Origin of the sequence: Crossiella sp. CA198, from assembly GCF_052078295.1 — a bacterium.
In the GTDB taxonomy this organism is placed as follows: Bacteria; Actinomycetota; Actinomycetes; order Mycobacteriales; family Pseudonocardiaceae; genus Crossiella.
Map to the genome: position 1 here is coordinate 19,989 of NZ_JBQJIM010000027.1, position 24,069 is coordinate 44,057.

Below are 24,069 nucleotides of genomic sequence, written 5' to 3' on the forward strand. Positions count from 1 at the left end.
CCCATGTCCATCACCGTCATCGAGACGCCGGTCGCCGTTGCCCAGGTGGCCGCGCTGCGTGGTCCGTCCAAGCGGGCCTACGAGCATTTCCTGGACGAGCTGAGCCATCGGGCCTGCGCGGCGCTGTCCTACCGGGTGACCGGGCCGGAACCGTTGCCGCGGTTGTGCGTGCGGCACCTGTGGGGTGCGGACCGGGTGGTGGTCGCCTTCAATGACGCGGATTCCGCCTACGTGCTGCTGGTCGGGCCGCACGACACCGATCCGGACCAGGATGTCTACGAGTTGCTGTACCGGCTGGCCGGGGTGCGGCCCTCGGACAGCACCAAGCGCACCAAGCCGAGTTGCTGCGATCCCAGCACCGGGACCACCCCGACCGCGGAGGCGGAGGTCGTGGACGACCTGTGCCGCCGGGCGAGGGTGATCTCCCGGTCCCGCAGGCGGTTCTAGGCGAGGCGGCGCAGGGTGAAGGTGTCGACGGGCTTGCCGGCGAGCAGGGTGGCGAGGCGGCCGTCGAGCACGTAGCTGCCGTGCGGGGTGCTCGTGACGGTGGTCGGCTCGGTGTCGGTCCACGGCTCGGCGCGGCGGGTGACCTGGGCCGAGCGCCAGCCGTCGGTGGAGCGCAGCACCCGGATCGCGACCCGGCCGGGGGCGGAGAGGTTGTTGGTGACCACGGTGAGCGAGCCGTCCGGGCGCAGGTCAAGGCCGTCGCCGCCGACCAGGGGTTCGGGCAGCGTGACCTGGGCGAGCGCGGCCGGGTTGGCCAGCGGGATCCTCCACAGCACGCCGGTGGCGTAGTTGACCGCGAGCAGGTGGCCGCGCGGGTGCCAGACGATGCCGTTCATGCCGATGCCGTTGGTGAGCAGGCGCGGATCGCGCACCAGCACCGAGGCCCGGCCGTGCACGTCCACCCGGTGGATCGCGTCGCTGAGTGGATCGGTGACGTAGGCGTTGCCGGCCGGATCGATGGCCAGGTCGTTGGCGGCGTGCTCACCGGCGCCGATGGCCAGGTCGACCAGGTGCAGCAGGCGGCCGGTGCGCAGGTCGAAGACGCCGAGGCCTGCGGACTTGCGCACGGTCGCCGGGGTGGAGCGCGGGCTGAGGCCGAAGTCGCCGTAGGCGGTCAGCACCCGCCCGCGGGCGGCGTCCACGTGCACGCCGAAGGTGGAGATCATCCGCGGGTCCGCGGCCAGGGTGCGGACCTGGCCGTCCGGGCGGACCACCGACACGGTGCCGTGCCGCAGTGAGCTGACCAGGAAGGACCGCCGCAGCGGGTCCCAGGCCACGCCCTCGGGGTGCAGCTGCGGGGCATTGGCAGAGATCACCGCGGGTAAGCCTGCCTGCGTCGCGCCTGCCTGCGTCGGCAGGACCAGCACCGATCCGGCGGCCACGGCCAGGGTCAGCAGCGCGCGCCGCCCGATCATCAGCTTGCTCATGTTGCTCCGTCCACTGGTTTTCATCAGGACTCGGAATGTAATCAGTACCCTGATGCTCGTCAACAGGCGAACAGATATTCGATGGACGTACCATCAGCGCATGGGCATGCCGTTGGACGAGCGCCTTGGCGGCGACATCAAGCGCGTCGAGCACGAGCTGATGGGCGTCAAGCAGGCGGTCCTCCGGCCGGTGGGCCTGACCGTGGCGCAGTACGCGGCCCTGCTGGTGCTCTCCGAACAGCCCGGTATCTCCGCCGCCGAACTGGCCCGCCGCTGCCGGGTCACCCCGCAGACCATGACCACCATCCTGCGGAACCTGGAGTCGGCGGAGCTGATCGAGCGCGCCCCGCACGAACTGCACCGCAACGTGCTGGAGACCCGGCTCACCGAGGCCGGCCGCACCGCCTTCGAGCAGGCCGACAAGCACGCCAGCGCAGTCGAACGCCGCCTGGCCGCCGAGTTCACCGAAGTCGAACAGGACACCCTGCGCGCCCTGCTGGCCCGCTGCTCGGCGGTGCTGACCGCACCGGACATCACCGGCTGACCGTCTATCCACTGTGGACACCCGGCCCGGAAGGGCCCGGAAGTTGTGCGATAACGCTGATCCGGCTCGCGCCGCTGCCCTACCGTCCGCCGCATGGCGAGCAGCGCGATCGTGGTCCTCAAGGGCCGGGGCGGGACTTTCCGGCTGGGGAAGTCGGAGATCGAGGTCTTCCGTGGCGGACTGAGCAAGCGGGTGCCGCTGGCCGCGCTGACCGGTCACCAGAGGTCCGGGCGGAGCGTGGTGCTGACCACGGCGACGGAGACCTACGAGGTCCAGGGCGGCAACGACGCCTCGGTGACGGCCTTCACCGAGGCGCTGGAGCGGGCGATGCGCCGGGTCGAGCACGATCCGGCGGCCACCACCACCAGCACCACTCAGCCACGCAAGCCGTTACCCCTGGCGGCGAAGGTGGCGCTGGGCGCGGGCGTGGCGGTGCTGTTGCTGGTGTGGTGGGCTGGCTTGGAGGGCGGGCTGATCATCTCGGCCGGTCTCGGTGTGCTCTGCGGGCTGGCCACGGCGGCGATCTTCGGCCTGCACGCGGTGTGGCGCTGGCTGCTGCGGGACCTCTGGGTGCTGCGTCAGCGCGGGGTCACGGTGGCCGGTGAGATCACCGGCTACCGGCGGAGTTCCAGCGACCAGACCAAGCACGCCAGGCTGCGGTTCGTCACCGCCACGGGCCGGTCGATGGACGTCGAGTCGGCGGCGTTCGTGTTCCTGCGGCGGCGGCCGGGCCCGGCGGACATCACCTACGACCCGAAGAACCCGAAACTGGCCAAGGGCGGGCCCGCGATCGGCCACCTGCTGGGGGGTCTGTTCGCCGCGGTGTGCTGCCTCGCGCTGCTGTCGCTGGCGACGACCGGCCTCGTCATCATGGTGCTCACCGGGCTCGGGCTGTACCGGTAGCGCCCGGTCCGGGCGAACTCCGGCGGGCCGTCCCTGATCCGGGAGGCCCGCCGGGCTGGCGGAAGCGGAGGGATTTGAACCCCCGGACCCGTTAAGGTCTCCCGCTTTCAAGTTCTCAGGGCGACCGTTCAGCAACGGTCATCCCGGTTGTTTCCGCTGTTCAGCGCAACTGATGCAACGATCAGGGACGGTCCGGACGAACCTGAACTGAGACCCAGACTGAGACCCTTCGCACGGCGGCATGGGCATGAGGATGGCGTCTGGGGCAAGCCCACTCCCCTCCTGGCTACAGCCGAACAAGACCGGCTGGAACCGGGGGGCGCTGCCCGCTCTGCCTGGCCTGGGGCGGGTGAACGGGCGCGTGAGTCAGCACCTGGTGCGTGAATACTCACCCCGGTCCCGCCCGGCCCCGTTCACTCGGGCTGAGCTGGGCTGTTGACCTGGGAATGAACGAGTGAACGAGCAGGCGCCCACCAGGGTGGAACGGCCTGGACGGGGTGGCCGGCGGGGCTGCGCTCGTTCACTCACTGGCCGAGACCACCCCGGGGTGGGGCTGCCCGGACCGCGGCGGCCTGGCCCGGGTGGGTTAGCTCGGCCGCACCCTCGCCACACCCCCGAAAACGCATGATCATCACAGGTGCTGCAGCCGATCTAACCCAGCTAACTTCTTAACTTGCCGCAGGTCAGGTGGCATTAAGAGCGAGTTAACCCCCGGGTTAGAAATCTAACCCGGCCCGACCGATCTAACCCGCAACTTAACCCGCGATCTAACCCACCCGGCCCTCCCCGTTCGGCGCTCTACGGCGTTCTCAGCGCCCCGCCAGAGCGTCTGTACGGCCCTCGCACTGTGCGGGCTGGGGACCCTGCGGCCCTCTCCCGTGGCCCTCACCGGTGTCCTGATGAGGCATGCACGCGTCCAGATCCGAACCGGCCCTACTACCCGCGCGGGGGTAGTAGGGCTGTCTGGCCTCTGCCTGCGCGGCTACCCTGGGGACGTGACATTCACCAGCGCACCAGGGAAGGAAGCCGAGTGAGCGAACAGCCCGTCAGCGTCTCCGCAGACGACCTGCACGCCCTGCACACCGCCACCCAGCAGGCCGCCCGCTGGGAAGACGCCGTACGCCGCGCCGAAGGCGGTGAAACCGTCGCCGTCATCGCACACGGCGAACACGTCGCCGACGTCGTCCCCTCCGGCGAGCTGGACCGCCTCCGCGAAACGATCGACGTGCTCGCCGATGCCGACCTGGTCCGAGACCTGCGCGAAAGCATGGAGGACATGCGCGCCGGCCGAACAGTGTCCGCCGACGAGATCGCGGCGGACCTGCGCGCCCGTTCCGGTGACCGGTGACCGCGGCTACGCCCTACACGGTCACCTTCACCCCCGGCGCCCGCCGCAGCATGAACAGGCTGCCCATGGATGTCGCCACCGCGCTGTTCGAGCACATCACCGGACCAGTCGCGGGCAACCCGCGCCGTCTCGGCAAGCCCCTGGACGAACCGTATGACCAGGTATGGAGCACCCGACGGGGCGAATATCGGGTGCTGTACGCGATCGACGACACCACCCGGGTGATCACGATCCTGACCGTGGCCCACCGCCGAGACGCCTACCGGCCCAGGTAGACAGCACGGGGACACGGGGACACCGTGTCCCCGTGACTGTCCCCGCTGTTTGTGCAGCTCAGACCCCCTACGGGGACACCGGGGACACTCTCTGCCAGGTTGGTGTCCCCGTGCCGAAGCATGCCTACCTGGATCCCTGAATCCCTCGCAGGCGTTCAAGGTAGTCTCGCGCCTCAGACTCGTTTCCATATCGACTGGAAAGAACATCGGCTAGGTCTTGAGAGACCATAGCGAGTGACGGCAACGACTTCCGGCTAGCCGAAAGCGCACGGTTCCCGTGCTCTACCGCCTCTTCAAGGTCACCTTCCCGTGCCGCGGCCACGCCGAGGGTAATCCGCGCCTCAGCTATCCGCATAGGCGAGCGCTCTCGACCGTTGTAGTCAGTACCACCCCGAATGACTTCCTCGGCCAGTCCGCGAGCCAGCCGGTCATCTCCGACGTGGCGATAGCAATCCATGGCATAAAAATCAAACTTCAGTGGGTCAACCACGAAATGATTGTCAGTGTTTTCCGGATACGGCATCGAATCCAGCAGAACACGGCCGCGTTCGAGCGCTCGAACCATGTCATCCTGACGCCCCATGCGCGCGTACGCCTTCGCCTCCTGAGCAATCAGCTGTACTGCAACGCTGTGATTGCCAGCCGCGACCACCCCAGCCTCCGAAGCAGCGATGACACCCCGGAAGTCGTTGGATGTCAAGGCAAACCACGCTCGCATCTCGTGTGCCCACCCCAGAATCCCCGGGCTGCCAACCTCCTTGCCGAGGCTCAGCGCTGCACGTCTGGTTGCTTCTGCCGACCGGCGGTCACCGAGGTCGTTCTCAAGGCACCCAACGAGCAACGCGAGCCAGCCCGCAAGTTCGAGCGTATCCCGCCGCTGCCGGAAGCTGAGCCGCTGTTCCTGCATTTCAACCATACGCCGAAGCCATTGACGGCCTTCGCTAACCAGCCCAACCGGAGACTGACTTGCGTATTCCGAGCAGAGTTTATCCACTGTAATCCGAAGGCCATCCAGCGTGGCCTCATTGACGTCAGACGCATGTAGCCGACTGACAATTTCGAGCGTATCCATGCCCGTAATGGCGAGCAGGTCGCCGGAATCCGGCCGCGTTGTCGGCGGAAAAAGCGAGCTGGTGACCGTGCCGAGCGTTGCCGCAATCAGGGGCGCATACTGCGGTCCAGGCTGGTTCTCCCCGCGCTCCCATGCCTTCCAACGTCGGATGAGGTGGTCGGAGTCCGGCAACTGCTTGTCCGAGTGCTTCCGCATCTCTTCGGTCGCACCTGCCTGCGAAAGTCCACGAGCTTCCCGCAGGGCACGGATGCGCCGCGCCCAGTCCGGCGACCCTTCGGCCATGTTTCGCTCCTTGCGCGTCGGTACCTCAACCCGAGTGTGGCACTGCCAGCAGGGGACATGGGAGGTGTCGCGCTGGTGATGCGACCGCATCACCAGCGCCCAGAAGCGACACCAGCAACAACACTGCCACCGCGGCTTGCCTCGGCCCATCGTTATGAGCGTGAACACAGCAACAACAGCCACCGACCCGAACCCAACTGAACGACCGGGCCGTCAGCGAGAAGGAGAAGGCAATGGCACGGAACATGCTTCCCGGGATGAAGACCGGCGGCGGCCTGCTGCCCAAGCTGCTGGGTCTCCTCGTACTCGTAGCCGTGCTGGTACTCGTCGTGAAGCACCCCAACGACTCGGCGAACTGGGTGTCCAGCGTTGCAAGCGGCATCGGGGACGTGATCGACGGCATCGCAACGTTCCTTCGATCGGTCACCAGGTAGCGACCGAACTAGTCTCGGCGAAGCTGATCCTCAACAGCAGCGAGACGCCGGCCGAGGTCTTCCAACTGCCGCTGCACTTCGGCCAGAGACACAGAATCCGCGCTTCCAGCAGCAACGCCCGAGTCGGGCCTCTGGGTGCGCACGAACGAGCCCTGCCCCTGACGGGAGACGATCAGTTCTGCGGCTTGCAACCGGGCAAAAGCCTGCTTGACCGTGCCGACAGATACGCCGAATCGGGTAGCCACGGCCTTGTGTGCCGGGAGCTTCGCCCCTGGCTCGTACTCGCCCTTGTCGATCTCGGCGCGCAGCGCGTCAGCGATCTGCAAGTACGGCGCACGGGAGTCGTCTGGATTGAGTTTGTCCACGTCAAAGAGGGTACGCCACATAGGCAACTACGCCATCTAGGTGACCTTAAGCTGTCTATGTTGCCTATCATGTCTATGTTGTCTAACGTTGCACGTGTCGCAGCAAGCGCAACAAACGCGGCAGACAACAGGAAGCCCCGGCGGTGCGGGAACACCGGCCGGGGCGCGCACCTCAACGGTTGGAGCCATCAGATGCAGGACCAGACTACCCGCTACCTGCGGGTCAACGCAGTCGCCGAACGGTATGACATCTCCAAGGCCACCATCTACCGCGCCATCAAGGCCGGGAAGATCGACGCCTTGCTGATCGGCAAGTCCCTGCGCATCCCCGAGTACGCCCTCCGTGCGTTCGAGGACACCGCCGCTGAGGACGCCCGAGAGGCCCTGGACTCCTTGGGCCGCAACGCTTCCCCCGCCGACCTGGACAGCGACGAGACGGCGGAGGTGGCCTGAAATGATCCCCCAGAACCACGCCTTCGGCACCATCGGCGGCCACGCCACCCACTGCCTGTCCGGCCTGCGTCAGCAGAACACCACCCGCGCCACCGTGCAGGTCAGCATGACCTACGCCCTCTCCTATGAGGACCTGGTCGCCGTGCTCTACACGCTGCTCACCGGCGGCATGACCTCCGCCGACCTGGCCGAGGACGCCACCGCGCACGAGCTGGTCATGGACACCCTGCTCAACGCCTCCCCCTCGGTGGAGGAGGCCCAGGTGGAGATCGGGGAGGGTGGGCTGACCGCGGAGCGGGCCGAGGCCCTGGCCCACGCCAGGGACCGCGTCGCCCAGCTCTACGGCCTGCCCGCCACCGCCCCGGCCCGCAAGACCCGGGCACGCGCGAAGGCGGCAGTCTGATGACCGCCACCCTCACCGGCGCCGCACTCCAGGTCACCCGACGGCAGGCCGGACCACGCGATCCGCGGTTCACCTTCACCGACACCACCACCGGCACGGCACTGTTCGAGCTGGGTGGCTGGGGCGAGTTCGCAGCCGCGCTGCTGCTCTCCGACACCGACCTCACCGGCGACCTGGACGCCTCGGCAGTGGCCGCGCTGATTGCCGCCACGGTCTGCCGTTTCGGCACCGCCACGGTCCGGCAGACCGACGAGAACCTGCGCGCCTACAACCGGTGCATCGTCACCGGGCAGTCCACCACCGGGTGCGTTCCGGTGCCGAAACGGCGCTACGACCGGTGCACCAGCCTGGCGTGGCGACTGGGCTGGGCCGTCGACGGCATCAGCCTCACCAGACGCTGAACGACTGCCGAAACGGCAGCACCGTTCCCTGCCGGACCGGCAGTCCCAGCCGCATTCCGCCCGGCTGGGCCTGCCGCCCCCGGCACCCCGCACCAGCACCCCGCGCACACCACCAGTGGGAGCGTTCATGAACCACCCAGACACCACCAGCCCGGAACCGGGCCTACCCCGCCTCCGGGCAGTCCCCCCACCGGGTACAGCCGACCCGTACCCGCCTACCGCCGCACCAGGCGGCAACGGCAGCGGAGGCGTTCACGGCACCGTTCCTGAACCCGGGTTCGCGGCAAGGCTGACCAGCACGGCAGGCAGCGGCAGACCGGCAGCCCGGACCGCACTGGAAACCTTCACCGCCCAGGCCGGTGAACAGCTCACCCGGGTCCGGGCCTGGCTGCCGCCGGCAGAGCCCGCCGTCTTTGACTGCTACCTCGGCACCCTCGCTGCCCAGCTCGACCCCAACACCGAAGCCGACCCGGTAGGGGTCATGGCCTCCCTGCTCGGTGTGGTCGGGGTCCACCTGGGTCCAGGTCCGCACTTGCAGATCGGCTACGAACGCCACCGGCTGCTGATCTGGCCGATGCTCATCGGCGCGACCGGGGTCGGCAAGAAAGGCACCGCCCACAACGCCGCCAAAGCCCTACTCACCCACGCCGACAACGAGTTCGTGGCCATGAACGTCCACTCTGGACTCTCCAGCGGTGAGGGCCTGTCCTCGGTGTTCGCCGTCGACTCCGAGGACGGCACCGGCAAGGCGGGACGTAAGGCCCGGCTGCTGCCCGAGGGTGACTGCCGCCTGGTGGCCTACGAACCGGAGTGGGCTTCGGTCATGGCCCGCATGCGCCGGGAGGGCAACACCCTCTCCGCCGTTCTGCGCGCGGCGTGGGAGGGCGGGAACCTCTCCACCCTCAACGTAGATGCCCGGGTGGCCCGGCAGTCCCACGTCGGCATCCTGGCCCACATCACCCCGAAGGAGTTCCGGGCCAAGGTCACCGCGGCTGACATGGCGGGCGGGACCTACAACCGGTTCCTGCCGATCGCGGTCGCCCAGTCCAAGTTTCTGCCCAACCCGGCCGCCGCAGACCCGGCCCTGCTGCTCGACCTGGGGGCCGGGCTTGCGCACCGGTTGCAGCAGGCCGCCGAGTTCGGCCCGGTCGGGTTCACCGACGCCGGAGCCCTTGCCTGGCAAGGACTCTACGTCGAATTCGGCAGCCACCACGGCGACGACTCCCCCGTAGAGGAGTTCGTCTCCCGGGCCGCCCCGCACTGCCTGCGCATCGCCGCGATCTACGCCGCACTCGAAGGCACCGACCAGATCAGCCCAGCCCACCTGGACGCCGCAGCCGCACTTGTCCGCTACTCCATCGCCTCCGCCCAAGCGGTCCTCACACCCGACGACACCTTGCGCCGGTTGGCCGCCTTCATCACCGAAGCCGGACCGGACGGGCGAACCAAGACTGAGATCACGACAAAGCTGTTCACCAACGCCCGCCGCAAGGGCGAAGACCCGGGCGCGCTGCTGGACCAGCTCGTCACCGCCGGACGCATCGTCCGCTCCGCCCGCCGCTCCGCCAGCGGCAAGGGGCGACCCACCGAGGTCTACGTCAGCACGGCCTGACGAACTTGACGAAATAACAGAGAAACTCGCTGACCTGCGGAAACGTCCGCGCATTATTTCGTCATGACGAAATAAGTCCTCAGCAAAACCGCAGGTCAGCCCATTCTTTCGTTCTTCCGTCAACTTCGTCGGCCCACCGGGAAGGAACCCGATCCCCATGCTCGCCATCACCGACCGAACCGCCCTGCTGGACCAGGTGCAGGCCGCCAGCGCCGACGCACACCGCGTGCTGCACCACGCCGCCCGCGAGAAGTCCATGACCCTGACCCGCTCGACCCCGTCGGCGTGGCTGGCCGAGCAGTTCACCACCCTGGTGTGCGCCATCGTCACCGGCACCGTGAAGACATGCCGGCACTTGGGCGCCGCTCCCCAGGTCGCCATGGCCGCGGTCTGGGCACCCGGACACCTGGTCTGCCCGACCTGCTTCCCCCAGCTCGCCCCCAGCCCGGCCGAGGACAGCACCTGCGACCGGTGCCGCAAACCCGCCACCACGCTGCACAGCACCATCACCGCCGCCGGACCGATCCTGCTCAGCTACGGACTCTGCCCCACCTGCCACACCACCACCGCCAAGGAGTCCCGATGACAGCCCAACTCGACACCGCACCGCGGATTCTGCTCACCGTCGAACAAGCCGCCGCGCAGCTGTCCATCGGCCGCACCCGCATGTTCGCCCTCCTCAAGAACGGAGCCGTCGACTCCGTGCGGATCGGGCGAAGCCGCCGCGTCCCCCTGGACGCCCTCCGCACCTACACCGACCAGCTACGCACCACCAGCCGCGCTCACGCCGCGTAACCGAAAGGACGGCCTCCGGCCGACTCAACTCCTAGCGGCCAGGGCCGCTAGACCTAGCACCTCCGCTAGCAGACCGACCCAGCCACCGGCCAGGGACCCACTCAGGGACCCATCAGGGAGGGAGGGAGTTCTCCCTCACCGGGTCCCTGGCCAGCCTCCCTCACATCACCAGCGACAACACCCACGAGGGACCCCAGGGACCCACCACCGGCGACCAGCCAAAACACCCCGAAACCCGCCCATTCGAACACCCAGCGCGGGTCCCTCCCCACCCGCCTAGCACCTAGCGGCGCCACCACCGAAACCCCGGAAAACCCGCCAGCAGCCGGTTCCAACCCTCCGGCCGCGCGACCCCACACGCCCCCACCTAGTCACTACCAGTAACGGAGATCAGGCATGCCGCGCAAGAAGCGACCGGAAGGCACCCGCGCCCCCAACGGCGCGTCCAGCATCTACTTCAGCGAGTACGACCAGCTCTGGCACGGCCGCGTCACCATGGGCACGCTCGACAACGGCGACCCCGACCGACGACACGTCAAACGCAAGGAAGAAAAGGACGTGATCGCGGCGGTCCGCGAGCTTGAACGGCAACGTGAGAGTGGAAAGGTCACGAAGCCGGGGCGAGCATGGACGGTCGAGAAGTGGCTGACCCACTGGGTCGAAAAGGTCGCTGCCCCATCAGTGAGGTACAAGACGATTGAGGGCTATCGGAACGCGGTCTATAAGCACCTTATTCCTGGTATCGGCGCACATAAGCTGGTCAGGTTGCGAGCAGAACACCTCGAAAGTCTCTATGCGAAGATGCGCAAGGCTGGGCACGCGCCCGGCAATATCCACCAGGTACATCGGACGGTAAAGACTGCACTGAATGAGGCCGTTGATCGGGACCGTTTAGTCAAGAACCCTGCCAAGGTGGCGAAAGCTCCGAAGCTGGAGGAGAAGGAGATCGAGCCGTTCACCGGGGAGGAGGCTCAGCTACTACTCAAGGCGTCGGCACAACGGCGGAACGGAGTGCGTTTCGCGCTCGCACTCGCGCTGGGGATGCGCAAGGGTGAGTGCCTTGGCCTAAAGTGGTCTCGGGTCGCGATTTCCGTCGAACACGGATGCGACCAGCCATGTGGAGAAGAAAGTCCCGAGGACTGCCCTCGTGCACAGTGGTCGGGTTCACTTCGGACACCGCGTCAACTTCAGCGGCGCGAGTGGCAGCACGGATGCGACAACCCACACGAGTGCGGCCGTGAACGCCACAAGCGGAAGCCGTGTCCGAAGAACTGCACAAAGCACAAGAAGTGCCCAAGTGTCTGTCCCTCCGACTGTGAAGAGCACGCGGCTCGCTGTCCTCAGCGACACGGGGGCGGGCTGCACTGGGTAGAGGTGAAGTCCCGAGCGGGGAAGCGGACCGTGCCTATCCCGGGGCCGCTCGTCCGTGCGCTTGTCGGCCACCGGAAGGTGCAGGACAGCGAACGGGCAGCGGCGGGTGACTTGTGGTGTGACGAGGGCTGGCTCTTCACTCAGCCGAACGGCCGACCGATCGACCCCCGGACCGATCACGACGAGTGGAAGGCGCTGCTCGCCGAAGCCGGGGTGCGGGACGCCAGGTTGCACGATTCGCGGCACACGGCGGCCACCATGCTGATGGTGCTCAAGGTCCCGCACCGCGTGATCATGGACATCATGGGGTGGTCCTCGATCTCGATGCTGACCCGCTACGTGCACGTGTCGGACGACCTGCGGTCCGGGGTGGCGGATCTCGTCGGGGACCTGTTGTGGAAGGACAACTGAGACCCAGACTGAGACCCTGCGGGCACCAACAGCGACGGGGCGGTTCCGGTGATGTCCGGAACCGCCCCGTTTTCGCTGGTCACACTGCGGAAGCGGAGGGATTTGAACCCCCGGACCCGCTAAGGTCTCCCGCTTTCAAGGCGGGTGCATTCGGCCGCTCTGCCACGCTTCCGAGAGGAGAGATTAGTCGGTCCGGAGTGATCGCGTGTTATCGACCGTGCAGGTGGGACTGGACCTTCTCGAAGACCCGGGCCAGGGTGGCCTGTTCGGTGGGGGTGAGCAGGTCGATCAGGTGGTCGCGGACGCCGTCGACGTGGGTGGGGGCCGCGGTGCGCAGGCGGTCCATGCCGGATTCGGTGAGCTGGGCGAACACGCCGCGGCCGTCGCTGGGGCATTCCGTCCTGGTCACCAGGCCTGCCCGGTCCAGGCGGGTGATCTGGTGGGAGAGGCGGCTTTTGGAGCTGGCCACGTCGCCGGCGAGCTGGCTCATCCGCATCCGGTGTTCGGGCTGTTCGGAGAGGCGGACCAGGATCTCGTAGTCGGCCAGGGTCAGGCCGTGCTTGTCCTGGAGTTCGCGGTTGAGCTGGTAGGCCAGCAGCTGGCTGCCGATGATGTAGGTGCGCCAGGCCCGCATCTCCGGTGCGCTCAGCCACCTGGTTTCGGCGTGCGGCTCGGGGGTCACCGGTCCAGGCTATTGGTTTCCCGGCCGCGCGCTGTTCATCACGACGCGACCACACCACTGGTGTACGGCCCTTGACACGAGGCAGACTCCTCGGCCGGGCTTCGCACCGCGCGGCCGCCCGGAGGAGGGACAGCGACACATGAGCACTCGAACCCGGCTGCCGCGCCGGGCGGGGATCCTGGCCGGGGCCGTGCTGGCCGTGGCCGGGCTCACCGCGGGCACCGCGGCGGCGACGCCGGCGAACTGGGGCGGCACGGACGTCCGGTTGATCGCCTTCAACGACTTCCACGGCAACCTGGAACCACCCGCCGGGTCATCAGGGCGGATCACGCTGTCCGACGGCAAGCAGGTGGAGGCCGGTGGCGCGGCCTACTTCGCCAGCCACCTCAAGGCGTTGCGCGCCCAGACCCGCAACTCGGTGCTGCTCTCCGCCGGGGACAACGTGGGCGCCTCGCCCACCACCTCGGCGCTCTTCCACGACGAGCCGACCATCGAGTTCATGAACAACATCGGGGTGGCCGCCAGCGCGGTGGGCAACCACGAGCTGGACGAGGGCTACGCCGAGCTGCAGCGCATGCAGCGCGGTGGCTGCCACCCCACCGACGGCTGCCAGTTCCGCGATCGCTTCCGCGGCGCCCGGTTCCCGATCCTGGCCGCGAACATGACCTTCGAGAAGGACAACCGGCCTGCCGCGCTGCCGTTCACCATCACCTGGGCCGGCGGGATGCCGGTCGGGGTGATCGGGGTGCCGCTGGAGGACCTGCCGAGCGTGGTCTCCGCCGAGGCGATCAAGGGCCTGAAGTTCGGCGGTGAGGTCGAGGCGGTCAACCGGACCGCGAACACGCTGGACCGTTTCGGGGTCAAGGCGATCGTGGTGCTGCTGCACCAGGGCGACAACACCGAGGGCGGTGGCCCCAACGACTGCCGCACCACCCCTGGCCCGGCGCGGGAGATCGCGCAGAAGGCCTCGGCCAAGGTGGACGCGATCTTCACCGGGCACAGCCACCAGCAGTACGTCTGCTCGATCAACGACCCGGCTGGCAACCCGCGGCCGGTGCTGCAGGGTGCTTCCTTCGGGCGGATTCTCTCCGCGGTGGACGCCCGGATCGACTGGCGCACCAGGGACATCGTGCGGTCCTCGGTCAAGGCGTTCAACACCGTGGTGACCCGCGACGTGCCAGAGGACGCCAAGACCAAGGCGCTGGTGGATGAGGCCAAGGCCAAGGCCGCGCCGATCGCGAACCGGCCGATCGGCTCGGTCACCGCCGACGTCACCCGGGTCGGGGTGGCCTCCGGCGAGTCCCAGCTGGGCAACCTGATCGCGGACTCCCAGCTGGAAGCCTCGAAGGTGGCCGGGGCGCAGCTCGCGCTGATGAACCCTGGCGGGGTGCGCACCGATCTGACCTTCACCTCCTCCGCGGCCGGTGAGGGCAACGGGGTGGTCACCTACGGCGAGGCCTACGCGGTGCAGCCCTTCGGCAACATCCTGCAGACCATCTCGCTGACCGGCGCGCAGCTCAAGGCGGTGCTGGAACAGCAGTGGCAGCAGGGCCCGGCCGGGATCGTGACCAGGGTGCTCCAGCCTTCGAGCACGCTGAAGTACTCCTGGTCGGCCGGGGCGCCGCTGGGCGGCAAGGTCTCCGGCATCACGGTGGCCGGGCAGCCGGTGGACCCGGCGGCCAAGTACCGGGTGACGGTGAACAACTTCCTCGGCGGCGGTGGCGACGGCTTCACCGAGCTGACCAAGGGCACCGAACTCGTCGGCGGCGCGATCGACCTGGACGCCTTCACCGGCTACCTGGGCGCGCACCCGAATCTGGCGCCGCCTGCCACCGACCGGATCACCGCCAAGCCCTGATCACTGTTGCGGCGCGCGGCCTTCCAGCGACAGGAGGGCCTTGCGCAGCAACGCCGCGAGCTGCTGCTGCTCCTTGGCGGAGAGCCCGGACAGCAGTTCCCGCTCGGTCTCCAGGTGCGGCACCAGGACCTCCTCGGCCAGGGTCACCCCGGCCTCGGTGAGCCGCACCAGCACGCCCCGCCGGTCGGCCGGATCGGGCTCGCGGGTCAGCAGTCCGCGCGCGGCCATCCGGTCGATCCGGTTGGTCATCGCCCCTGAGCTGATCATCATCGAGGCCATCAGCTGGCCAACGGTGAGCCGGTAGGGCGCACCGGCCCGGCGCAGCGAGGCGAGCACGTCGTACTCCCAGTGGGCCAGCCCGAAGCGGGCGAAGTTGCGGCCGATCCCCTTGTCCAGCAAGGCGTGTAGCCGCGCGGTGCGACCGACGATCCCGACCGGGCTGACGTCGAAGCCCGGTTTCTCCCTGGCCCACTGCTCGATGATCACGTCCACCGCATCCCGCATCTCCGGGATTCTATCTTGACGTCGAGACACCTGCTGCCGTACAAATCTCGATGTCGAGATACTTGATGTCGAGATACCTGGGGTCCGCATGTCCGCACTGCTGGCCAGGACCGCGATCGCGCCGGTGCTGTGGGGCACCACCTTCCTGGTGGCCGCTGAACTGCTGCCCGCGACGCCACTGTGGAACGCGCTGTTCCGCGCGCTGCCCGCCGGGCTGGTGCTGCTCGCGTTGCGGCCGGGCCTGCCGCGCGGGGACTGGTGGTGGCGGGCGCTGGTGCTGGGCGCGCTGCACATCGGGGTGTTCTTCACGCTGCTGTTCGTCGCGGCGCAGCGGCTGCCCGGCGGGGTGGCAGGCACGCTCGGCTCGGTGCAGACGGTGCTGGTCATCGGCCTGGCCGCGGTGGTGCTGGCCGAGCCGGTGCGGGCGGTGCAGCTGCTGGCCGCGCTGACCGGGATCGGCGGGGTGGCGCTGCTGGTGCTCAACGGCGAGGCCGCGCTGGATCTGGCCGGCGTGCTGGCCGGACTCGGCGGCGCGGTGTCGGTGTCCTGCGGGATCGTGCTGAGCCGCCGGTGGGGCCTGCCGCCCGGGGTCAGCGGACTGACCTTGACCGCGTGGCAACTGCTCGGCGGCGCGGTCATCCTGCTGCCGGTGGCGCTGCTGGTCGAGGGCGCCCCGCCCGCGCTGGACGGCGCGGCGCTCGGTGGGCTGCTGTGGTTGTCGCTGGTGGCCACCGCGCTCGCGCACTCGCTCTACTTCGCCGGGCTGCGCCGGATCCCGGCCGGTGCGGTGGCGCTGATCAGCCTGCTGACCCCACTGACCGCGACCCTGCTCGGCTGGGCCGTGCTGGACCAGCGCCTCACCGGGTGGCAACTGCTGGGCGCGGCGCTGGTCCTTGGCTCGGTGCTGCTGGGTCAGGCCAGCAGGTCGACCCAGACCAGGTGGTGGTCGGAGGTGTCGTTCAGGCGGGCCAGCGGCGAGCGCGAGGTCGGCCAGAAAACACCGGCGGCCACCGGGAACAGCGGCCGGGACGGCAGCACGTAGTCGATCCGCAGGTTGCCGGGGGCCTTGTCGTTGAAGTCCCCGCTGTCCAGCCAGGACGGGCCGCGTTGGCCGACGTTCGCGCCGCCCTGGTCCCGCGCCGCCTCGATCGCGCCCAGGCTGCCCGGCTTCGGGTCGATCACCTTGGGCGCGTTGAGGATCTGCCGGATCGCGTGCTGATAGCTGTCGCCGTCGACCGGGTCCGCGTTCTGGTCGCCCGCGATCACGAACCGCTCCCCCGGCTTGAGCCCGCCGCGCTTGCCCGCGTCGTCGTAGAGGTAGCCGCCCTTGCCCGGGGTGACGTAGTCGGCCCACAGCCGGATCTCGTCGTGGTTGCGGCGGCCGTTGCGGTCCTCGGGACCGTCGAAGGTGGGCGGGGTCGGGTGCGAGACCAGGAAGTGCGTGGTCCGGCGGCCGATCCGGATCGGCAGGTCCCAGTGCGATTTGGAGGAGAGCCGGAACACGCCCAGCTCCTCCGGCGAGTACCAGCCTTCGGGCAGCACCGCGCCCGGCATGTCCTGCCAGCGGAAGTTCTGGAAGGTGCGCACCGCGGCGGTGTCGATCGGGTACTTCGAGAGCACCACCATGCCGTACTGGCCGGGGAAGAGCCCGAAGCCGAAGGCGTCGTCCCCGCCGCCGACCTTGCCGTCGTTGTTCAGGTCGAACCCGGACGGGACGCCGGTGTTGACCGGCGCGGTGTAGGCGTGCGGGTAGTCGATCGGACGTGCGCCCTGCTGGCCCACCGCGAGGTAGTTGCGGCGGAACAGGTCAACCGCGCGGTTGCCGCGGACGTAGTCGAACTCGTTGATCAGCAGCACGTCCGGCCGGACCCGCTGGATCACCTCGGCGGCCTTGCGGGCCTGCGGGTTGTCCGGGGTGGCCAGGTGTGCGAGCAGCTCGCCGTCGGCGTTGCGGTTGAGCGAGGCGTTGAACGTGGCGAAGCGGACAGCGCCGGGGATATGGGCGCGGTCCTCGGCGGCCTGCGCGGTTGGCGCGAGCACACCGGTCGCCACGGCCAGCGTTGCCGCCAGCCCCAGCAGTCGACGCATCCGGATCACGGACACCTCCCTTTCCGGTTGGGCACCCTTCCACTCGCGGACGACCGGTGGTTGAGCGCAGGATGAACACCAGCTGGCCTATCTTCGGCGACGAGCGGGAGTTGTGGTGCGTTTCAACGAGGACGCCGAACTTGATGTGTCCCAGGTCGAGGACCTCGGCGGGTCCGGTGGAGGTGGCATCGGCGGCCGGGTGGCGATCGGCGGTGGCGGTCTCGGTGTGGTCGGTCTGCTGATCTGGTTCCTGTTGTCCCAGTTCGGCGGGGGTGTGCTGCCCGCGGCGCCGGGTGGCGCGGCGGACCGGGACAGCGTGCCGCGCGGCGGGATGATCAACAACACCAAGCTCGCGGAGAAGTGCAAGACCGGTGCGGACGCCAACCGCAACCAGGACTGCGCGGCCATCGCCTCGATCAACTCGATCCAGGGCTACTGGACCGACGTGTTCGCCCGCTCCGGCCGGACCTACCGCAAGGCCACCACGAACTTCTTCAACGGCGCGGTGAGCACCCGCTGCGGCAACGCGGACTCCTCGGTCGGCCCGTTCTACTGCCCCGGCGACAGCGAGGTCTACATCGACCTGAGCTTCTTCACCGAGCTGCGGGACCGCTTCGGCGCGGCGGGCGGCACCTTCGTCGAGGCCTACGTGCTCGCGCACGAGTACGGCCACCACGTGCAGCACCTGCTGGGCACCTCGGCCCAGGTGCGCGGCAACGCCACCGGGCCCACCTCGGGTTCGGTGCGGCTGGAGCTGCAGGCTGACTGCTACGCCGGGGCCTGGGCCAACCACGCCACCACGGTGGCCACCGCCTCGGGCAGGCCGCTGATCGCCGAGATCACCGACGACGACGTCAAGCGGGCACTGGACGCGGCCGCGCGGATCGGCGACGACTTCATCCAGTCCCAGCTCAACGGGCGCAAACCGGATCCGAGCCAGTTCAGCCACGGCAGCTCGAAGCAGCGGCAGAAGTGGTTCACCACCGGCCTGCAGACCGGCAACCCGACCTCCTGCAACACCTTCGACCGCAACGTGGACCTGGGCTAGGCGCCGAGCAGCTCCCGACACGCCTCCAGGCCGTCAACCTGGAGTTCCCAATCCGGTCGGACGAACTCGCCTGCGGGCAGCCGCAGGCCGATCTCGGTGGCCTGCTGACCGCGCCGGGCCACCAGCTTGCTGCCGTTCTCCTGGTAGCCGAGCCGACGGCTGACCGCGCGCGAGGCGGCGTTGTCCGCGAAGGCCTCCGAGCGGGCCTGCACCGCACCCAGGTGATCGAAGGCGAAGGCCAGCACGGCCGCGCGCATCTCGGTGCCCAGGCCCTTGCCCTGGTGCGCCTGGCCGAGCCAAGAGCCGGTGCGCACCTCGCGGGTGATCGCGAACTCCTCGCCGGTCAGGCCCTGGGTGCCGATCACCTCGCCCTGGTGCCGGACCAGGAAGCTGATCGTCCACTTGGCCGGGCCCAGCTCGGCGCGCTGCCGCCAGTTGTACTGGACCACGCCCAGTTCCAGCTCGCCCGGCGCCCGGTCGGTGAACGGAGCGATGAACGGCATCTCCTCCGGCGGGTGGATGCCGCGACCGGCCAGCTCGGCCAGTTCCAGCAGGCCGGCGTCGTCATCGGGCCGCAGTTCCAGGCGCGGGGTGCGCAGCACGAGTTGCCGCAGTGGCCACGGGTCCATGTCAGGCTCCCAACAGTTCTCGGCAGGCCTCCAGGCCCTCGACCTGGAGTGCCCAGTCCGGGCGGAGGAATTCGGCCGGGGTCAGGCGCTGGTCGATCTGGAAGGTGGCCTTGTCCCGTTGCAGCACCCGCCGGGTGCCATTGTCTTGGTAGCCGAGCTTGCGGCTGACCGCGCGGGATCCGGCGTTGTTCACGAAGGCCGTGGCGTGCGCGTGGGTGGCGCCCAGGTGGTCGAAGGCGAAGGCCAGCACCGCGGCCCACGCCTCACTGCCGAAGCCCTGACCTTGGTGTTCCAGGCCATACCAGCAGCCACAGCTCACCTCGCGCAACTCGGCGAAGTCCTGCGCCACCAGGCTCTGGGTGCCGATCACCTTGCCCCGGTGCCGGACCAGGAAGCCGAGGTCCCAGCTCGCCGCGGTGTGTGCGGCCCGCGACCGCCACCGCTGCTGGAGCGCACCCAGGGCCATCCGCTCGTGCGGCCAGTCCGTCCACGGCAGGGAGAAGGGCATCTCTTCCGGCGGATGCACGCCCTTGCGGGCCACCTCGATCAGTTCCAGCAGGCCGGCGTCGTCATCCGGGCGCAGTTCCAGGCGCGGGGTGCGCAGTACCAGGTGGCGGAACGGCCAGGGGTCCATGCCCGGATCGTCCGGGATGGCGGACTGCCCCGCCACCGAATTGGGTCTAGCTTTCAGGGCATGTACGCGATCAGTATCCGCGAGCCCGGTGGTCCAGAGGTGTTGCGCTGGGCGCCGAGGCCCGATCCGGAGCCGGCTCAGGGCGAGGTCGTGATCGACATCGTCGCGGCCGCGGTGAACCGGGCCGACCTGTTGCAGCGTCAGGGCTTCTACCCGCCGCCGCCCGGGGTGACCACGGTGCCTGGGCTGGAGTGCTCGGGCCGGATCGTCAAGGTCGGCAAGGGTGTGACGCAGTGGCAGGCCGGCGATGAGGTGTGCGCGCTGCTGGCCGGTGGCGGTTACGCCGAGCGCGTAGCGGTGCCCGCGGTGCAGGTGCTGCCCGCGCCCAAGGGCGTGGACCTGGTGACCGCGGCCGGACTGCCCGAGGTGACCTGCACGGTCTGGTCCAACGTGGTGATGCTGGCCGGGCTCTCGGCCGGGGACACCTTCCTCGCGCACGGCGGCGCCGGTGGCATCGGGACCTGCGCGATCCAGATCGGCAAGGCGCTGGGCGCGACGGTCGCGGTGACCGCCGGGACGCCCGAGGGTCTGGCCGAATGCGCCCGCCTTGGCGCGGACATCACGGTGAACTACCGCGAGCAGGACTTCGTCGAGGTGGTCAAGGAGGCCACCGGCGGCAAGGGCGCGGACGTGGTGCTGGACAACATGGGCGCCTCCTACCTGGCGCGCAACATCGACGTGCTGGCGGCGGGCGGTCGGCTCGTCGTGATCGGCATGCAGGGCGGCCGCAAGGCCGAGCTGGACCTGAGCAAGCTGCTGGCCAAGCGGGCCAGCGTGGCCGCGACCGGGCTGCGGGGCCGTCCGGTGGACGGGCCGGGCAGCAAGGCCGAGGTGGTCGCGGACGTGCGTGCGCGCCTGTGGCCGCTGGTCGAGGAGGGCAAGGTCGCCGTGGTCGAGCACGCCAGGGTGCCGATGCAGGAGGCGGGCGAGGCGCACCGGCTGCTGGAAGCGGGCGGTGTGGTCGGCAAGATCCTGCTTGTCCGCGGGTGAACGGAAATCGGCCCGGCGGTGCGACGTAACTAACTAGTTGGTTGACAACCGCGGACCGTGGGTGTTCCCTGGTGGCATGAACAAAATCTGGCTTGTCACCGGCAGCTCCCGCGGTCTCGGGCGGGAGATCACCAGGGCCGCGCTGGCCCGTGGAGACCGGGTGGTCGCCACCGCGCGACGGCCCGGGGACCTGGCCGAATTCACCGAGACCTACGGCGATGCCGTGCGCGCGACCGCGCTGGATGTCACCGACCCCGCCGCCGCGCAGGCAGCGGTCAAGCTGGCCGTGCGGGAGTTCGGCGGCCTGGACGTGGTGGTCAACAACGCCGGTTACGCCAACAGCGCGGCCTTCGAGGAGACCGTGGAGGAAGACTTCCGGGCCCAGGTGGAGACCAACCTGTTCGGCGTGATCAACGTGACCAGGGCCGCGTTGCCGGTGCTGCGCGGACAGCGCTCCGGGCACATCGTGCAGATCTCCTCGGTCGGCGGCCGGGTCGGCGGCTCACCTGGGCTTTCGGCCTACCAGACGGCCAAGTTCGGCGTGGCAGGCTTCTCCGAGGTGCTGATCAACGAGCTGGCGCCGCTGGGGATCAAGGTGACCGTGGTCGAGCCGGGTGGTTTCCGCACCGACTGGGCAGGACCGTCGATGCGGATCGCCGCGCCCGGACCGGACTACGCGGAGACGCTGCGGATGATGACCGACTACCGCGAGCAGCGGGCGGGCCGGGAGCCGGGCGATCCGGCCAGAGCGGGTCAGGTGATCGCGGACCTGATCGAGCACCCGGATCCGCCGCGGCGGCTGCTGCTGGGTTCGGACGCGCTGCAGGTGACGGTGGCGGCGAACGAGCGGCAGATGGCCGAGGCCCAGGCGTGGGCGCAGGTCAGCCGGTCCACCGATTTCCCGGCCTAGCCGGGTTCCAGCACGCCGATGGCCAGCCGGGAGCCGGTCGGGTCGGCGCGGAAGCGCAGCCCGAACTGCTCCTGCCAGCGGGTGAGCACGGTCAGCTCGCCGGGCCGGTCGACGTCGTCGAGCAGGATGGTCACGCCCGGCGCGAGGGCCCAGCGCAGCACCGGCAGCGCCGGGTAGCGGGCCAGGTCCTTGCCCGGCTCGAACGCGGGCGGGCCGTCCACCAGCAGCAGGTCCACCAGGCCGAAGCGGTCGACGTAGGCCATCACCTCGTCGTGCACCAGCTGCGGGGTGTACCAGTGCAGCGCGCCGACCGCGGCCGGGTGACCACTGAGCGGGGTGTGCACCACCCTGGCGATCTGGTGCAGGCCCTCCCTGCGGAGCTGGGTGTTGACGAAGGCAGCCCAGCGTTCGTCGTGTTCCAGGGAGAGCAGGTGGCCGAAGCCGCGGCGGGCCAGCATCCGGGCCACCACCACCGAGGAGGAGCCACTGCCACATTCCAGCAGCACGGTCCGGTTGCCGATCATGGCCTCGTCCAGCACGGCGGTCAGTCCGGACGGGCGCAGTGAGGCATCGCCGAAGGGCAGGTACTCGGTGAGCAGCGGCGCGAGCTTGTGCCAGGCGGCCAGGTCACCCATGGCTCGCGCGAGCGAGTCGTTCAACCAGCCTCCATGCGGCCCGGCTCAGCGCAGTTCGGCGACCGCGCGCACCAACTGATCAACCTCGGCCGCGTTGGTGTAGTGGGCCAGACCGACCCGGATCGCGCCACCGACCTCGCCGACCCCGAGTGCGGCGAAGACGCCATTGTGCCCGGAGTCGTGGAAGGCGCACACCCCGCGTTCGGCCAGATGTTCCACCGCCTCCCAGGCTTTGGCGCCGGTGATGGTGAAGGCGAGGGAGGGCACCCGGCGCATGGCGTCGCCGATGACCATGACGTGCCGCATCGCGCGCAGCTCGTTGATCAGGTTGGCCAGCAGGCCCGCCTGGTAGGCCTTGACCGAGCCGAGTGAGGTGAGCAGGCGTTCCCGGCGCGGGCCGATGGCGGCGTCGTCGAGTCCGGCCAGGTAGTCCACGGAGGAGACGAGTCCGGCCAGCAGCGGGTAGGCGTGCGGGCCGAGTTCGAGGCGTTCCGGGCCGCGGGCGCCGTGTTCCAGGGCCGCCGACGGCAGCCGGTCGAGCAGGGCGGCGTCGCGGAAGGCGAGTGCGCCCACCGGCGGGCCGCCCCAGGCGGAGGCGGACACGGCGACCACGTCCGCGCCCATGGACAGCACATCGAGGGGCACGAACGGGGCGGCGGAGGAGGCGTCGACCACGACCAGGGCGCCGTGTTTGCGGGCCGCGTCGGCCACGTGCCGGACGTCCGGGCGGGTGCCGACGGCGCCGGAGGCGGCGGTGATGGCCACCGCCTTGGTGCTGCCGGTGATCAGCCCGTCGTACTGCCAGGCGGGCAGTTCGCAGGTCTCGATGTCGATCTCGCCCCAGCGCACGCTGCCGCCCGCGCGCTGTGCGGCGCGTACCCAGGGTGAGACGTTGCCGGGGTGGTCGAGCCGGGAGACGACCACTTCGTCGCCGAGCATCCAGGCTTCGCCGAGGACATCGGCGAGGCGTTGCAGCAGGACGGCGGAACTGGGTCCGAGGACCACGCCGGCCGGGTCGCAGCCGACCAGGTCGGCTACGGAGCGACGGGCCGCGTCCACGATCGCCTCTGCCCGCTGTGAGGCCGGGAAGATTCCACCCGGCCCGGACACCGGGGCGCGCAACGCGGTCGAGACCGCGGTCGCCACCTGTTCGGGTACCTGCATACCCGCTGGTGAATCGAGGTGGACCCACCCGTCGCCCAGCGCGGGGAACAAGCCCCGTACCCGAGCGACGTCGTACGCCATGAAAGACACCGTACGGAGGACGCCAAATCGCGCGAACCCCGGGGTTACCTGGTGACCGCGGGTAGGCGACGGTTCGGGGTATCCGGGTCGCATTCGGCCACCAAGGCGAGCGAGGATGTGCACATGAACCAGCCCAACGACAGCGAGCAGCAGGTCGTGGTGATCGGACCGGATGGCACGCCCATCGGCACTGCGCTCCCGTTCGGCGCCTCGGTCACCGACGGTGATGGGGAGCAGCCGGGGAACGATGTGAGTGACATGGTCGAGCAGCCGGCCAAGGTCATGCGGATCGGCACCATGATCAAGCAGCTGCTCGAGGAGGTGCGCGCCGCGCCGCTGGACGAGGCGAGCCGCAACCGCCTGCGCGAGATCCACAAGTCCTCGATCACCGAGCTGGAACAGGGCCTGGCGCCCGAACTGCGGGACGAGCTGGAGCGGCTGTCGCTGCCGTTCAACGACGACGTGACGCCATCGGACGCGGAGCTGCGGATCGCCCAGGCCCAGCTGGTCGGCTGGCTGGAGGGGCTCTTCCACGGCATCCAGACCGCGTTGTTCGCCCAGCAGATGGCCGCGCGGGTGCAGCTGGAGCAGATGCGCCGGGGCGCGCTGCCGCCGGGCAAGGGCGGCGAGGCCGAGGGCGGGCACCTGGGGGGCGGCGGCGGGCAGTATCTCTGATCCATTGGC

Annotated in this window: 28 protein-coding genes, 1 tRNA gene and 1 pseudogene; 19 read left to right on the forward strand and 11 right to left on the reverse strand. The window is 69.4% G+C overall.

Annotated features, from left to right (window positions below; genetic code table 11):
- The first annotated feature begins 3 nt into the window (after nucleotides 1-3).
- Entirely contained in the window at nucleotides 4-447 is a 444-nt protein-coding gene (locus ACTOWY_RS35880; protein ID WP_441314044.1) for a hypothetical protein, read from the forward strand.
- On the opposite strand, the gene ACTOWY_RS35885 is transcribed toward ACTOWY_RS35880, so the two are convergent.
- Nucleotides 444-1,433: an SMP-30/gluconolactonase/LRE family protein gene (locus tag ACTOWY_RS35885; RefSeq protein ID WP_441314045.1), complete on the reverse strand. Its 990-nt coding sequence runs from the start codon at nucleotides 1,431-1,433 to the stop codon at nucleotides 444-446. The two genes, ACTOWY_RS35880 and ACTOWY_RS35885, sit on opposite strands and share 4 nt — an antisense overlap.
- A 100-nt stretch (nucleotides 1,434-1,533) precedes the next feature.
- On the opposite strand from ACTOWY_RS35885, the gene ACTOWY_RS35890 reads away from it, so the two are divergent.
- The 4 genes from ACTOWY_RS35890 to ACTOWY_RS35905 all read left to right on the forward strand — a co-directional run bounded on the left by ACTOWY_RS35890 (nucleotide 1,534) and on the right by ACTOWY_RS35905 (nucleotide 4,503).
- Nucleotides 1,534-1,977, forward strand: coding sequence for a MarR family winged helix-turn-helix transcriptional regulator (locus tag ACTOWY_RS35890; protein ID WP_441314046.1), 444 nt, complete (start codon nucleotides 1,534-1,536; stop codon nucleotides 1,975-1,977).
- Between the two features lie 93 nt (nucleotides 1,978-2,070).
- Nucleotides 2,071-2,880, forward strand: a complete 810-nt coding sequence (locus ACTOWY_RS35895; protein ID WP_441314047.1) for a hypothetical protein — start codon at nucleotides 2,071-2,073, stop codon at nucleotides 2,878-2,880.
- 1,030 nt (nucleotides 2,881-3,910) lie between these two features.
- Nucleotides 3,911-4,228 (forward strand): hypothetical protein, encoded by a 318-nt coding sequence (locus ACTOWY_RS35900; protein WP_441313698.1) that lies wholly within the window; start codon nucleotides 3,911-3,913, stop codon nucleotides 4,226-4,228.
- Entirely contained in the window at nucleotides 4,225-4,503 is a 279-nt protein-coding gene (locus ACTOWY_RS35905) for a type II toxin-antitoxin system RelE family toxin (protein ID WP_441314048.1), read from the forward strand. The genes ACTOWY_RS35900 and ACTOWY_RS35905 overlap by 4 nt, the downstream gene beginning before the upstream one ends.
- A gap of 124 nt (nucleotides 4,504-4,627) precedes the next feature.
- On the opposite strand, the gene ACTOWY_RS35910 is transcribed toward ACTOWY_RS35905, so the two are convergent.
- Nucleotides 4,628-5,857, reverse strand: coding sequence for an XRE family transcriptional regulator (locus ACTOWY_RS35910; protein ID WP_441314049.1), 1,230 nt, complete (start codon nucleotides 5,855-5,857; stop codon nucleotides 4,628-4,630).
- Between the two features lie 233 nt (nucleotides 5,858-6,090).
- Here ACTOWY_RS35910 and ACTOWY_RS35915 point away from each other — a divergent pair, with 233 nt between their 5' ends.
- The gene (locus tag ACTOWY_RS35915) at nucleotides 6,091-6,291 is read left to right on the forward strand and encodes a hypothetical protein (protein ID WP_441314050.1); all 201 of its coding nucleotides are present in this window, start codon (nucleotides 6,091-6,093) and stop codon (nucleotides 6,289-6,291) included.
- A gap of 8 nt (nucleotides 6,292-6,299) precedes the next feature.
- Here ACTOWY_RS35915 and ACTOWY_RS35920 read toward each other — a convergent pair whose 3' ends face one another.
- Nucleotides 6,300-6,656, reverse strand: coding sequence for a GntR family transcriptional regulator (locus ACTOWY_RS35920; protein WP_441314051.1), 357 nt, complete (start codon nucleotides 6,654-6,656; stop codon nucleotides 6,300-6,302).
- Nucleotides 6,657-6,848: 192 nt separating this feature from the next.
- Between ACTOWY_RS35920 and ACTOWY_RS35925 the strand changes: the two genes are divergently transcribed.
- The 7 genes from ACTOWY_RS35925 (at nucleotide 6,849) to ACTOWY_RS35955 (ending at nucleotide 12,102) form a co-directional block, all read left to right on the forward strand.
- Nucleotides 6,849-7,109, forward strand: a complete 261-nt coding sequence (locus ACTOWY_RS35925) for a helix-turn-helix domain-containing protein (RefSeq protein WP_441314052.1) — start codon at nucleotides 6,849-6,851, stop codon at nucleotides 7,107-7,109.
- A gap of 1 nt (nucleotide 7,110) precedes the next feature.
- On the forward strand, nucleotides 7,111-7,512 hold the full coding sequence (locus ACTOWY_RS35930; protein ID WP_441314053.1) for a hypothetical protein: 402 nt from the start codon (nucleotides 7,111-7,113) through the stop codon (nucleotides 7,510-7,512).
- A complete protein-coding gene (locus ACTOWY_RS35935) occupies nucleotides 7,512-7,913 on the forward strand; it encodes a hypothetical protein (protein ID WP_441314054.1) in 402 nt (133 codons plus the stop codon). Before ACTOWY_RS35930 ends, ACTOWY_RS35935 begins: the two co-directional genes overlap by 1 nt.
- Nucleotides 7,914-8,040: 127 nt before the next feature.
- A complete protein-coding gene (locus ACTOWY_RS35940) occupies nucleotides 8,041-9,525 on the forward strand; it encodes a DUF3987 domain-containing protein (RefSeq protein WP_441314055.1) in 1,485 nt (494 codons plus the stop codon).
- A gap of 157 nt (nucleotides 9,526-9,682) precedes the next feature.
- Nucleotides 9,683-10,111 carry a hypothetical protein gene (locus tag ACTOWY_RS35945; protein WP_441314056.1) on the forward strand — a complete coding sequence of 143 codons (429 nt, stop codon included), beginning with the start codon at nucleotides 9,683-9,685 and terminating at the stop codon, nucleotides 10,109-10,111.
- On the forward strand, nucleotides 10,108-10,320 hold the full coding sequence (locus ACTOWY_RS35950; RefSeq protein ID WP_441314057.1) for an excisionase family DNA-binding protein: 213 nt from the start codon (nucleotides 10,108-10,110) through the stop codon (nucleotides 10,318-10,320). Before ACTOWY_RS35945 ends, ACTOWY_RS35950 begins: the two co-directional genes overlap by 4 nt.
- Nucleotides 10,321-10,716: 396 nt before the next feature.
- The gene (locus ACTOWY_RS35955; protein ID WP_441314058.1) at nucleotides 10,717-12,102 is read left to right on the forward strand and encodes a tyrosine-type recombinase/integrase; all 1,386 of its coding nucleotides are present in this window, start codon (nucleotides 10,717-10,719) and stop codon (nucleotides 12,100-12,102) included.
- An 87-nt stretch (nucleotides 12,103-12,189) separates the two neighbouring features.
- Here ACTOWY_RS35955 and ACTOWY_RS35960 read toward each other — a convergent pair.
- Nucleotides 12,190-12,274 (reverse strand) — tRNA-Ser (locus ACTOWY_RS35960).
- A 36-nt stretch (nucleotides 12,275-12,310) separates the two neighbouring features.
- Complete coding sequence (locus tag ACTOWY_RS35965) at nucleotides 12,311-12,736, reverse strand: MarR family winged helix-turn-helix transcriptional regulator (RefSeq protein ID WP_441314146.1); 426 nt, start codon at nucleotides 12,734-12,736, stop codon at nucleotides 12,311-12,313.
- A gap of 187 nt (nucleotides 12,737-12,923) precedes the next feature.
- Between ACTOWY_RS35965 and ACTOWY_RS35970 the strand changes: the two genes are divergently transcribed.
- On the forward strand, nucleotides 12,924-14,642 hold the full coding sequence (locus tag ACTOWY_RS35970; RefSeq protein WP_441314059.1) for a bifunctional metallophosphatase/5'-nucleotidase: 1,719 nt from the start codon (nucleotides 12,924-12,926) through the stop codon (nucleotides 14,640-14,642).
- On the opposite strand, the gene ACTOWY_RS35975 is transcribed toward ACTOWY_RS35970, so the two are convergent.
- Nucleotides 14,643-15,146: a MarR family winged helix-turn-helix transcriptional regulator gene (locus ACTOWY_RS35975; RefSeq protein ID WP_441314060.1), complete on the reverse strand. Its 504-nt coding sequence runs from the start codon at nucleotides 15,144-15,146 to the stop codon at nucleotides 14,643-14,645. It abuts the gene before it with no gap.
- Nucleotides 15,147-15,234: 88 nt separating this feature from the next.
- Here ACTOWY_RS35975 and ACTOWY_RS35980 point away from each other — a divergent pair.
- Nucleotides 15,235-16,044, forward strand: a pseudogene (locus ACTOWY_RS35980) (EamA family transporter); the annotation flags it as partial.
- 14 nt (nucleotides 16,045-16,058) lie between these two features.
- Here the strand turns inward: ACTOWY_RS35980 and ACTOWY_RS35985 are convergent.
- A complete protein-coding gene (locus ACTOWY_RS35985) occupies nucleotides 16,059-17,234 on the reverse strand; it encodes an endonuclease/exonuclease/phosphatase family protein (protein ID WP_441314147.1) in 1,176 nt (391 codons plus the stop codon).
- 115 nt (nucleotides 17,235-17,349) lie between these two features.
- Between ACTOWY_RS35985 and ypfJ the strand changes: the two genes are divergently transcribed.
- Nucleotides 17,350-18,282: a KPN_02809 family neutral zinc metallopeptidase gene (gene ypfJ, locus ACTOWY_RS35990; RefSeq protein ID WP_441314061.1), complete on the forward strand. Its 933-nt coding sequence runs from the start codon at nucleotides 17,350-17,352 to the stop codon at nucleotides 18,280-18,282.
- On the opposite strand, the gene ACTOWY_RS35995 is transcribed toward ypfJ, so the two are convergent.
- Together ACTOWY_RS35995 and ACTOWY_RS36000 are read right to left on the reverse strand one after the other, a co-directional pair.
- Nucleotides 18,279-18,911: a GNAT family N-acetyltransferase gene (locus ACTOWY_RS35995; RefSeq protein WP_441314062.1), complete on the reverse strand. Its 633-nt coding sequence runs from the start codon at nucleotides 18,909-18,911 to the stop codon at nucleotides 18,279-18,281. The two genes, ypfJ and ACTOWY_RS35995, sit on opposite strands and share 4 nt — an antisense overlap.
- A gap of 1 nt (nucleotide 18,912) precedes the next feature.
- Nucleotides 18,913-19,581 carry a GNAT family N-acetyltransferase gene (locus ACTOWY_RS36000; RefSeq protein ID WP_441314063.1) on the reverse strand — a complete coding sequence of 223 codons (669 nt, stop codon included), beginning with the start codon at nucleotides 19,579-19,581 and terminating at the stop codon, nucleotides 18,913-18,915.
- A gap of 24 nt (nucleotides 19,582-19,605) precedes the next feature.
- On the opposite strand from ACTOWY_RS36000, the gene ACTOWY_RS36005 reads away from it, so the two are divergent.
- Together ACTOWY_RS36005 and ACTOWY_RS36010 are read left to right on the forward strand one after the other, a co-directional pair.
- Entirely contained in the window at nucleotides 19,606-20,595 is a 990-nt protein-coding gene (locus ACTOWY_RS36005) for an NAD(P)H-quinone oxidoreductase (RefSeq protein ID WP_441314064.1), read from the forward strand.
- A gap of 76 nt (nucleotides 20,596-20,671) precedes the next feature.
- Nucleotides 20,672-21,505, forward strand: a complete 834-nt coding sequence (locus ACTOWY_RS36010; protein WP_441314065.1) for an oxidoreductase — start codon at nucleotides 20,672-20,674, stop codon at nucleotides 21,503-21,505.
- Here ACTOWY_RS36010 and ACTOWY_RS36015 read toward each other — a convergent pair.
- Both ACTOWY_RS36015 and ACTOWY_RS36020 read right to left on the reverse strand, forming a co-directional pair.
- The gene (locus ACTOWY_RS36015; protein ID WP_441314066.1) at nucleotides 21,502-22,164 is read right to left on the reverse strand and encodes a class I SAM-dependent methyltransferase; all 663 of its coding nucleotides are present in this window, start codon (nucleotides 22,162-22,164) and stop codon (nucleotides 21,502-21,504) included. The genes ACTOWY_RS36010 and ACTOWY_RS36015 overlap by 4 nt on opposite strands.
- Nucleotides 22,165-22,185: 21 nt before the next feature.
- Nucleotides 22,186-23,385: a cysteine desulfurase-like protein gene (locus ACTOWY_RS36020; protein WP_441314067.1), complete on the reverse strand. Its 1,200-nt coding sequence runs from the start codon at nucleotides 23,383-23,385 to the stop codon at nucleotides 22,186-22,188.
- A gap of 123 nt (nucleotides 23,386-23,508) precedes the next feature.
- On the opposite strand from ACTOWY_RS36020, the gene ACTOWY_RS36025 reads away from it, so the two are divergent.
- Nucleotides 23,509-24,060, forward strand: a complete 552-nt coding sequence (locus tag ACTOWY_RS36025) for a bacterial proteasome activator family protein (RefSeq protein ID WP_441314068.1) — start codon at nucleotides 23,509-23,511, stop codon at nucleotides 24,058-24,060.
- The last annotated feature ends 9 nt before the right edge of the window (nucleotides 24,061-24,069 follow it).

What these genes read in the sequence shown, in the direction of transcription:
- ACTOWY_RS35925 (WP_441314052.1), top strand. Translation starts at nt 6,849, where the DNA reads ATGCAGGACCAGACTACCCGCTACCTGCGGGTCAACGCAGTCGCCGAA.
- ACTOWY_RS35965 (WP_441314146.1), bottom strand. Translation starts at nt 12,736, where the DNA reads ATGCGGGCCTGGCGCACCTACATCATCGGCAGCCAGCTGCTGGCCTAC.
- ACTOWY_RS35885 (WP_441314045.1), bottom strand. Translation starts at nt 1,433, where the DNA reads ATGAGCAAGCTGATGATCGGGCGGCGCGCGCTGCTGACCCTGGCCGTG.
- ACTOWY_RS35930 (WP_441314053.1), top strand. Translation starts at nt 7,111, where the DNA reads ATGATCCCCCAGAACCACGCCTTCGGCACCATCGGCGGCCACGCCACC.
- ACTOWY_RS35935 (WP_441314054.1), top strand. Translation starts at nt 7,512, where the DNA reads ATGACCGCCACCCTCACCGGCGCCGCACTCCAGGTCACCCGACGGCAG.
- ACTOWY_RS35955 (WP_441314058.1), top strand. Translation starts at nt 10,717, where the DNA reads ATGCCGCGCAAGAAGCGACCGGAAGGCACCCGCGCCCCCAACGGCGCG.
- ACTOWY_RS35895 (WP_441314047.1), top strand. Translation starts at nt 2,071, where the DNA reads ATGGCGAGCAGCGCGATCGTGGTCCTCAAGGGCCGGGGCGGGACTTTC.
- ACTOWY_RS35880 (WP_441314044.1), top strand. Translation starts at nt 4, where the DNA reads ATGTCCATCACCGTCATCGAGACGCCGGTCGCCGTTGCCCAGGTGGCC.
- ACTOWY_RS35970 (WP_441314059.1), top strand. Translation starts at nt 12,924, where the DNA reads ATGAGCACTCGAACCCGGCTGCCGCGCCGGGCGGGGATCCTGGCCGGG.
- ACTOWY_RS36005 (WP_441314064.1), top strand. Translation starts at nt 19,606, where the DNA reads ATGTACGCGATCAGTATCCGCGAGCCCGGTGGTCCAGAGGTGTTGCGC.
- ACTOWY_RS35890 (WP_441314046.1), top strand. Translation starts at nt 1,534, where the DNA reads ATGGGCATGCCGTTGGACGAGCGCCTTGGCGGCGACATCAAGCGCGTC.
- ACTOWY_RS35915 (WP_441314050.1), top strand. Translation starts at nt 6,091, where the DNA reads ATGGCACGGAACATGCTTCCCGGGATGAAGACCGGCGGCGGCCTGCTG.
- ACTOWY_RS35910 (WP_441314049.1), bottom strand. Translation starts at nt 5,857, where the DNA reads ATGGCCGAAGGGTCGCCGGACTGGGCGCGGCGCATCCGTGCCCTGCGG.
- ACTOWY_RS35985 (WP_441314147.1), bottom strand. Translation starts at nt 17,234, where the DNA reads ATGCGTCGACTGCTGGGGCTGGCGGCAACGCTGGCCGTGGCGACCGGT.
- ACTOWY_RS36010 (WP_441314065.1), top strand. Translation starts at nt 20,672, where the DNA reads ATGAACAAAATCTGGCTTGTCACCGGCAGCTCCCGCGGTCTCGGGCGG.
- ACTOWY_RS36025 (WP_441314068.1), top strand. Translation starts at nt 23,509, where the DNA reads ATGAACCAGCCCAACGACAGCGAGCAGCAGGTCGTGGTGATCGGACCG.
- ACTOWY_RS35995 (WP_441314062.1), bottom strand. Translation starts at nt 18,911, where the DNA reads ATGGACCCGTGGCCACTGCGGCAACTCGTGCTGCGCACCCCGCGCCTG.
- ACTOWY_RS35975 (WP_441314060.1), bottom strand. Translation starts at nt 15,146, where the DNA reads ATGCGGGATGCGGTGGACGTGATCATCGAGCAGTGGGCCAGGGAGAAA.
- ACTOWY_RS36020 (WP_441314067.1), bottom strand. Translation starts at nt 23,385, where the DNA reads ATGGCGTACGACGTCGCTCGGGTACGGGGCTTGTTCCCCGCGCTGGGC.
- ACTOWY_RS35945 (WP_441314056.1), top strand. Translation starts at nt 9,683, where the DNA reads ATGCTCGCCATCACCGACCGAACCGCCCTGCTGGACCAGGTGCAGGCC.
- ACTOWY_RS35940 (WP_441314055.1), top strand. Translation starts at nt 8,041, where the DNA reads ATGAACCACCCAGACACCACCAGCCCGGAACCGGGCCTACCCCGCCTC.
- ACTOWY_RS35950 (WP_441314057.1), top strand. Translation starts at nt 10,108, where the DNA reads ATGACAGCCCAACTCGACACCGCACCGCGGATTCTGCTCACCGTCGAA.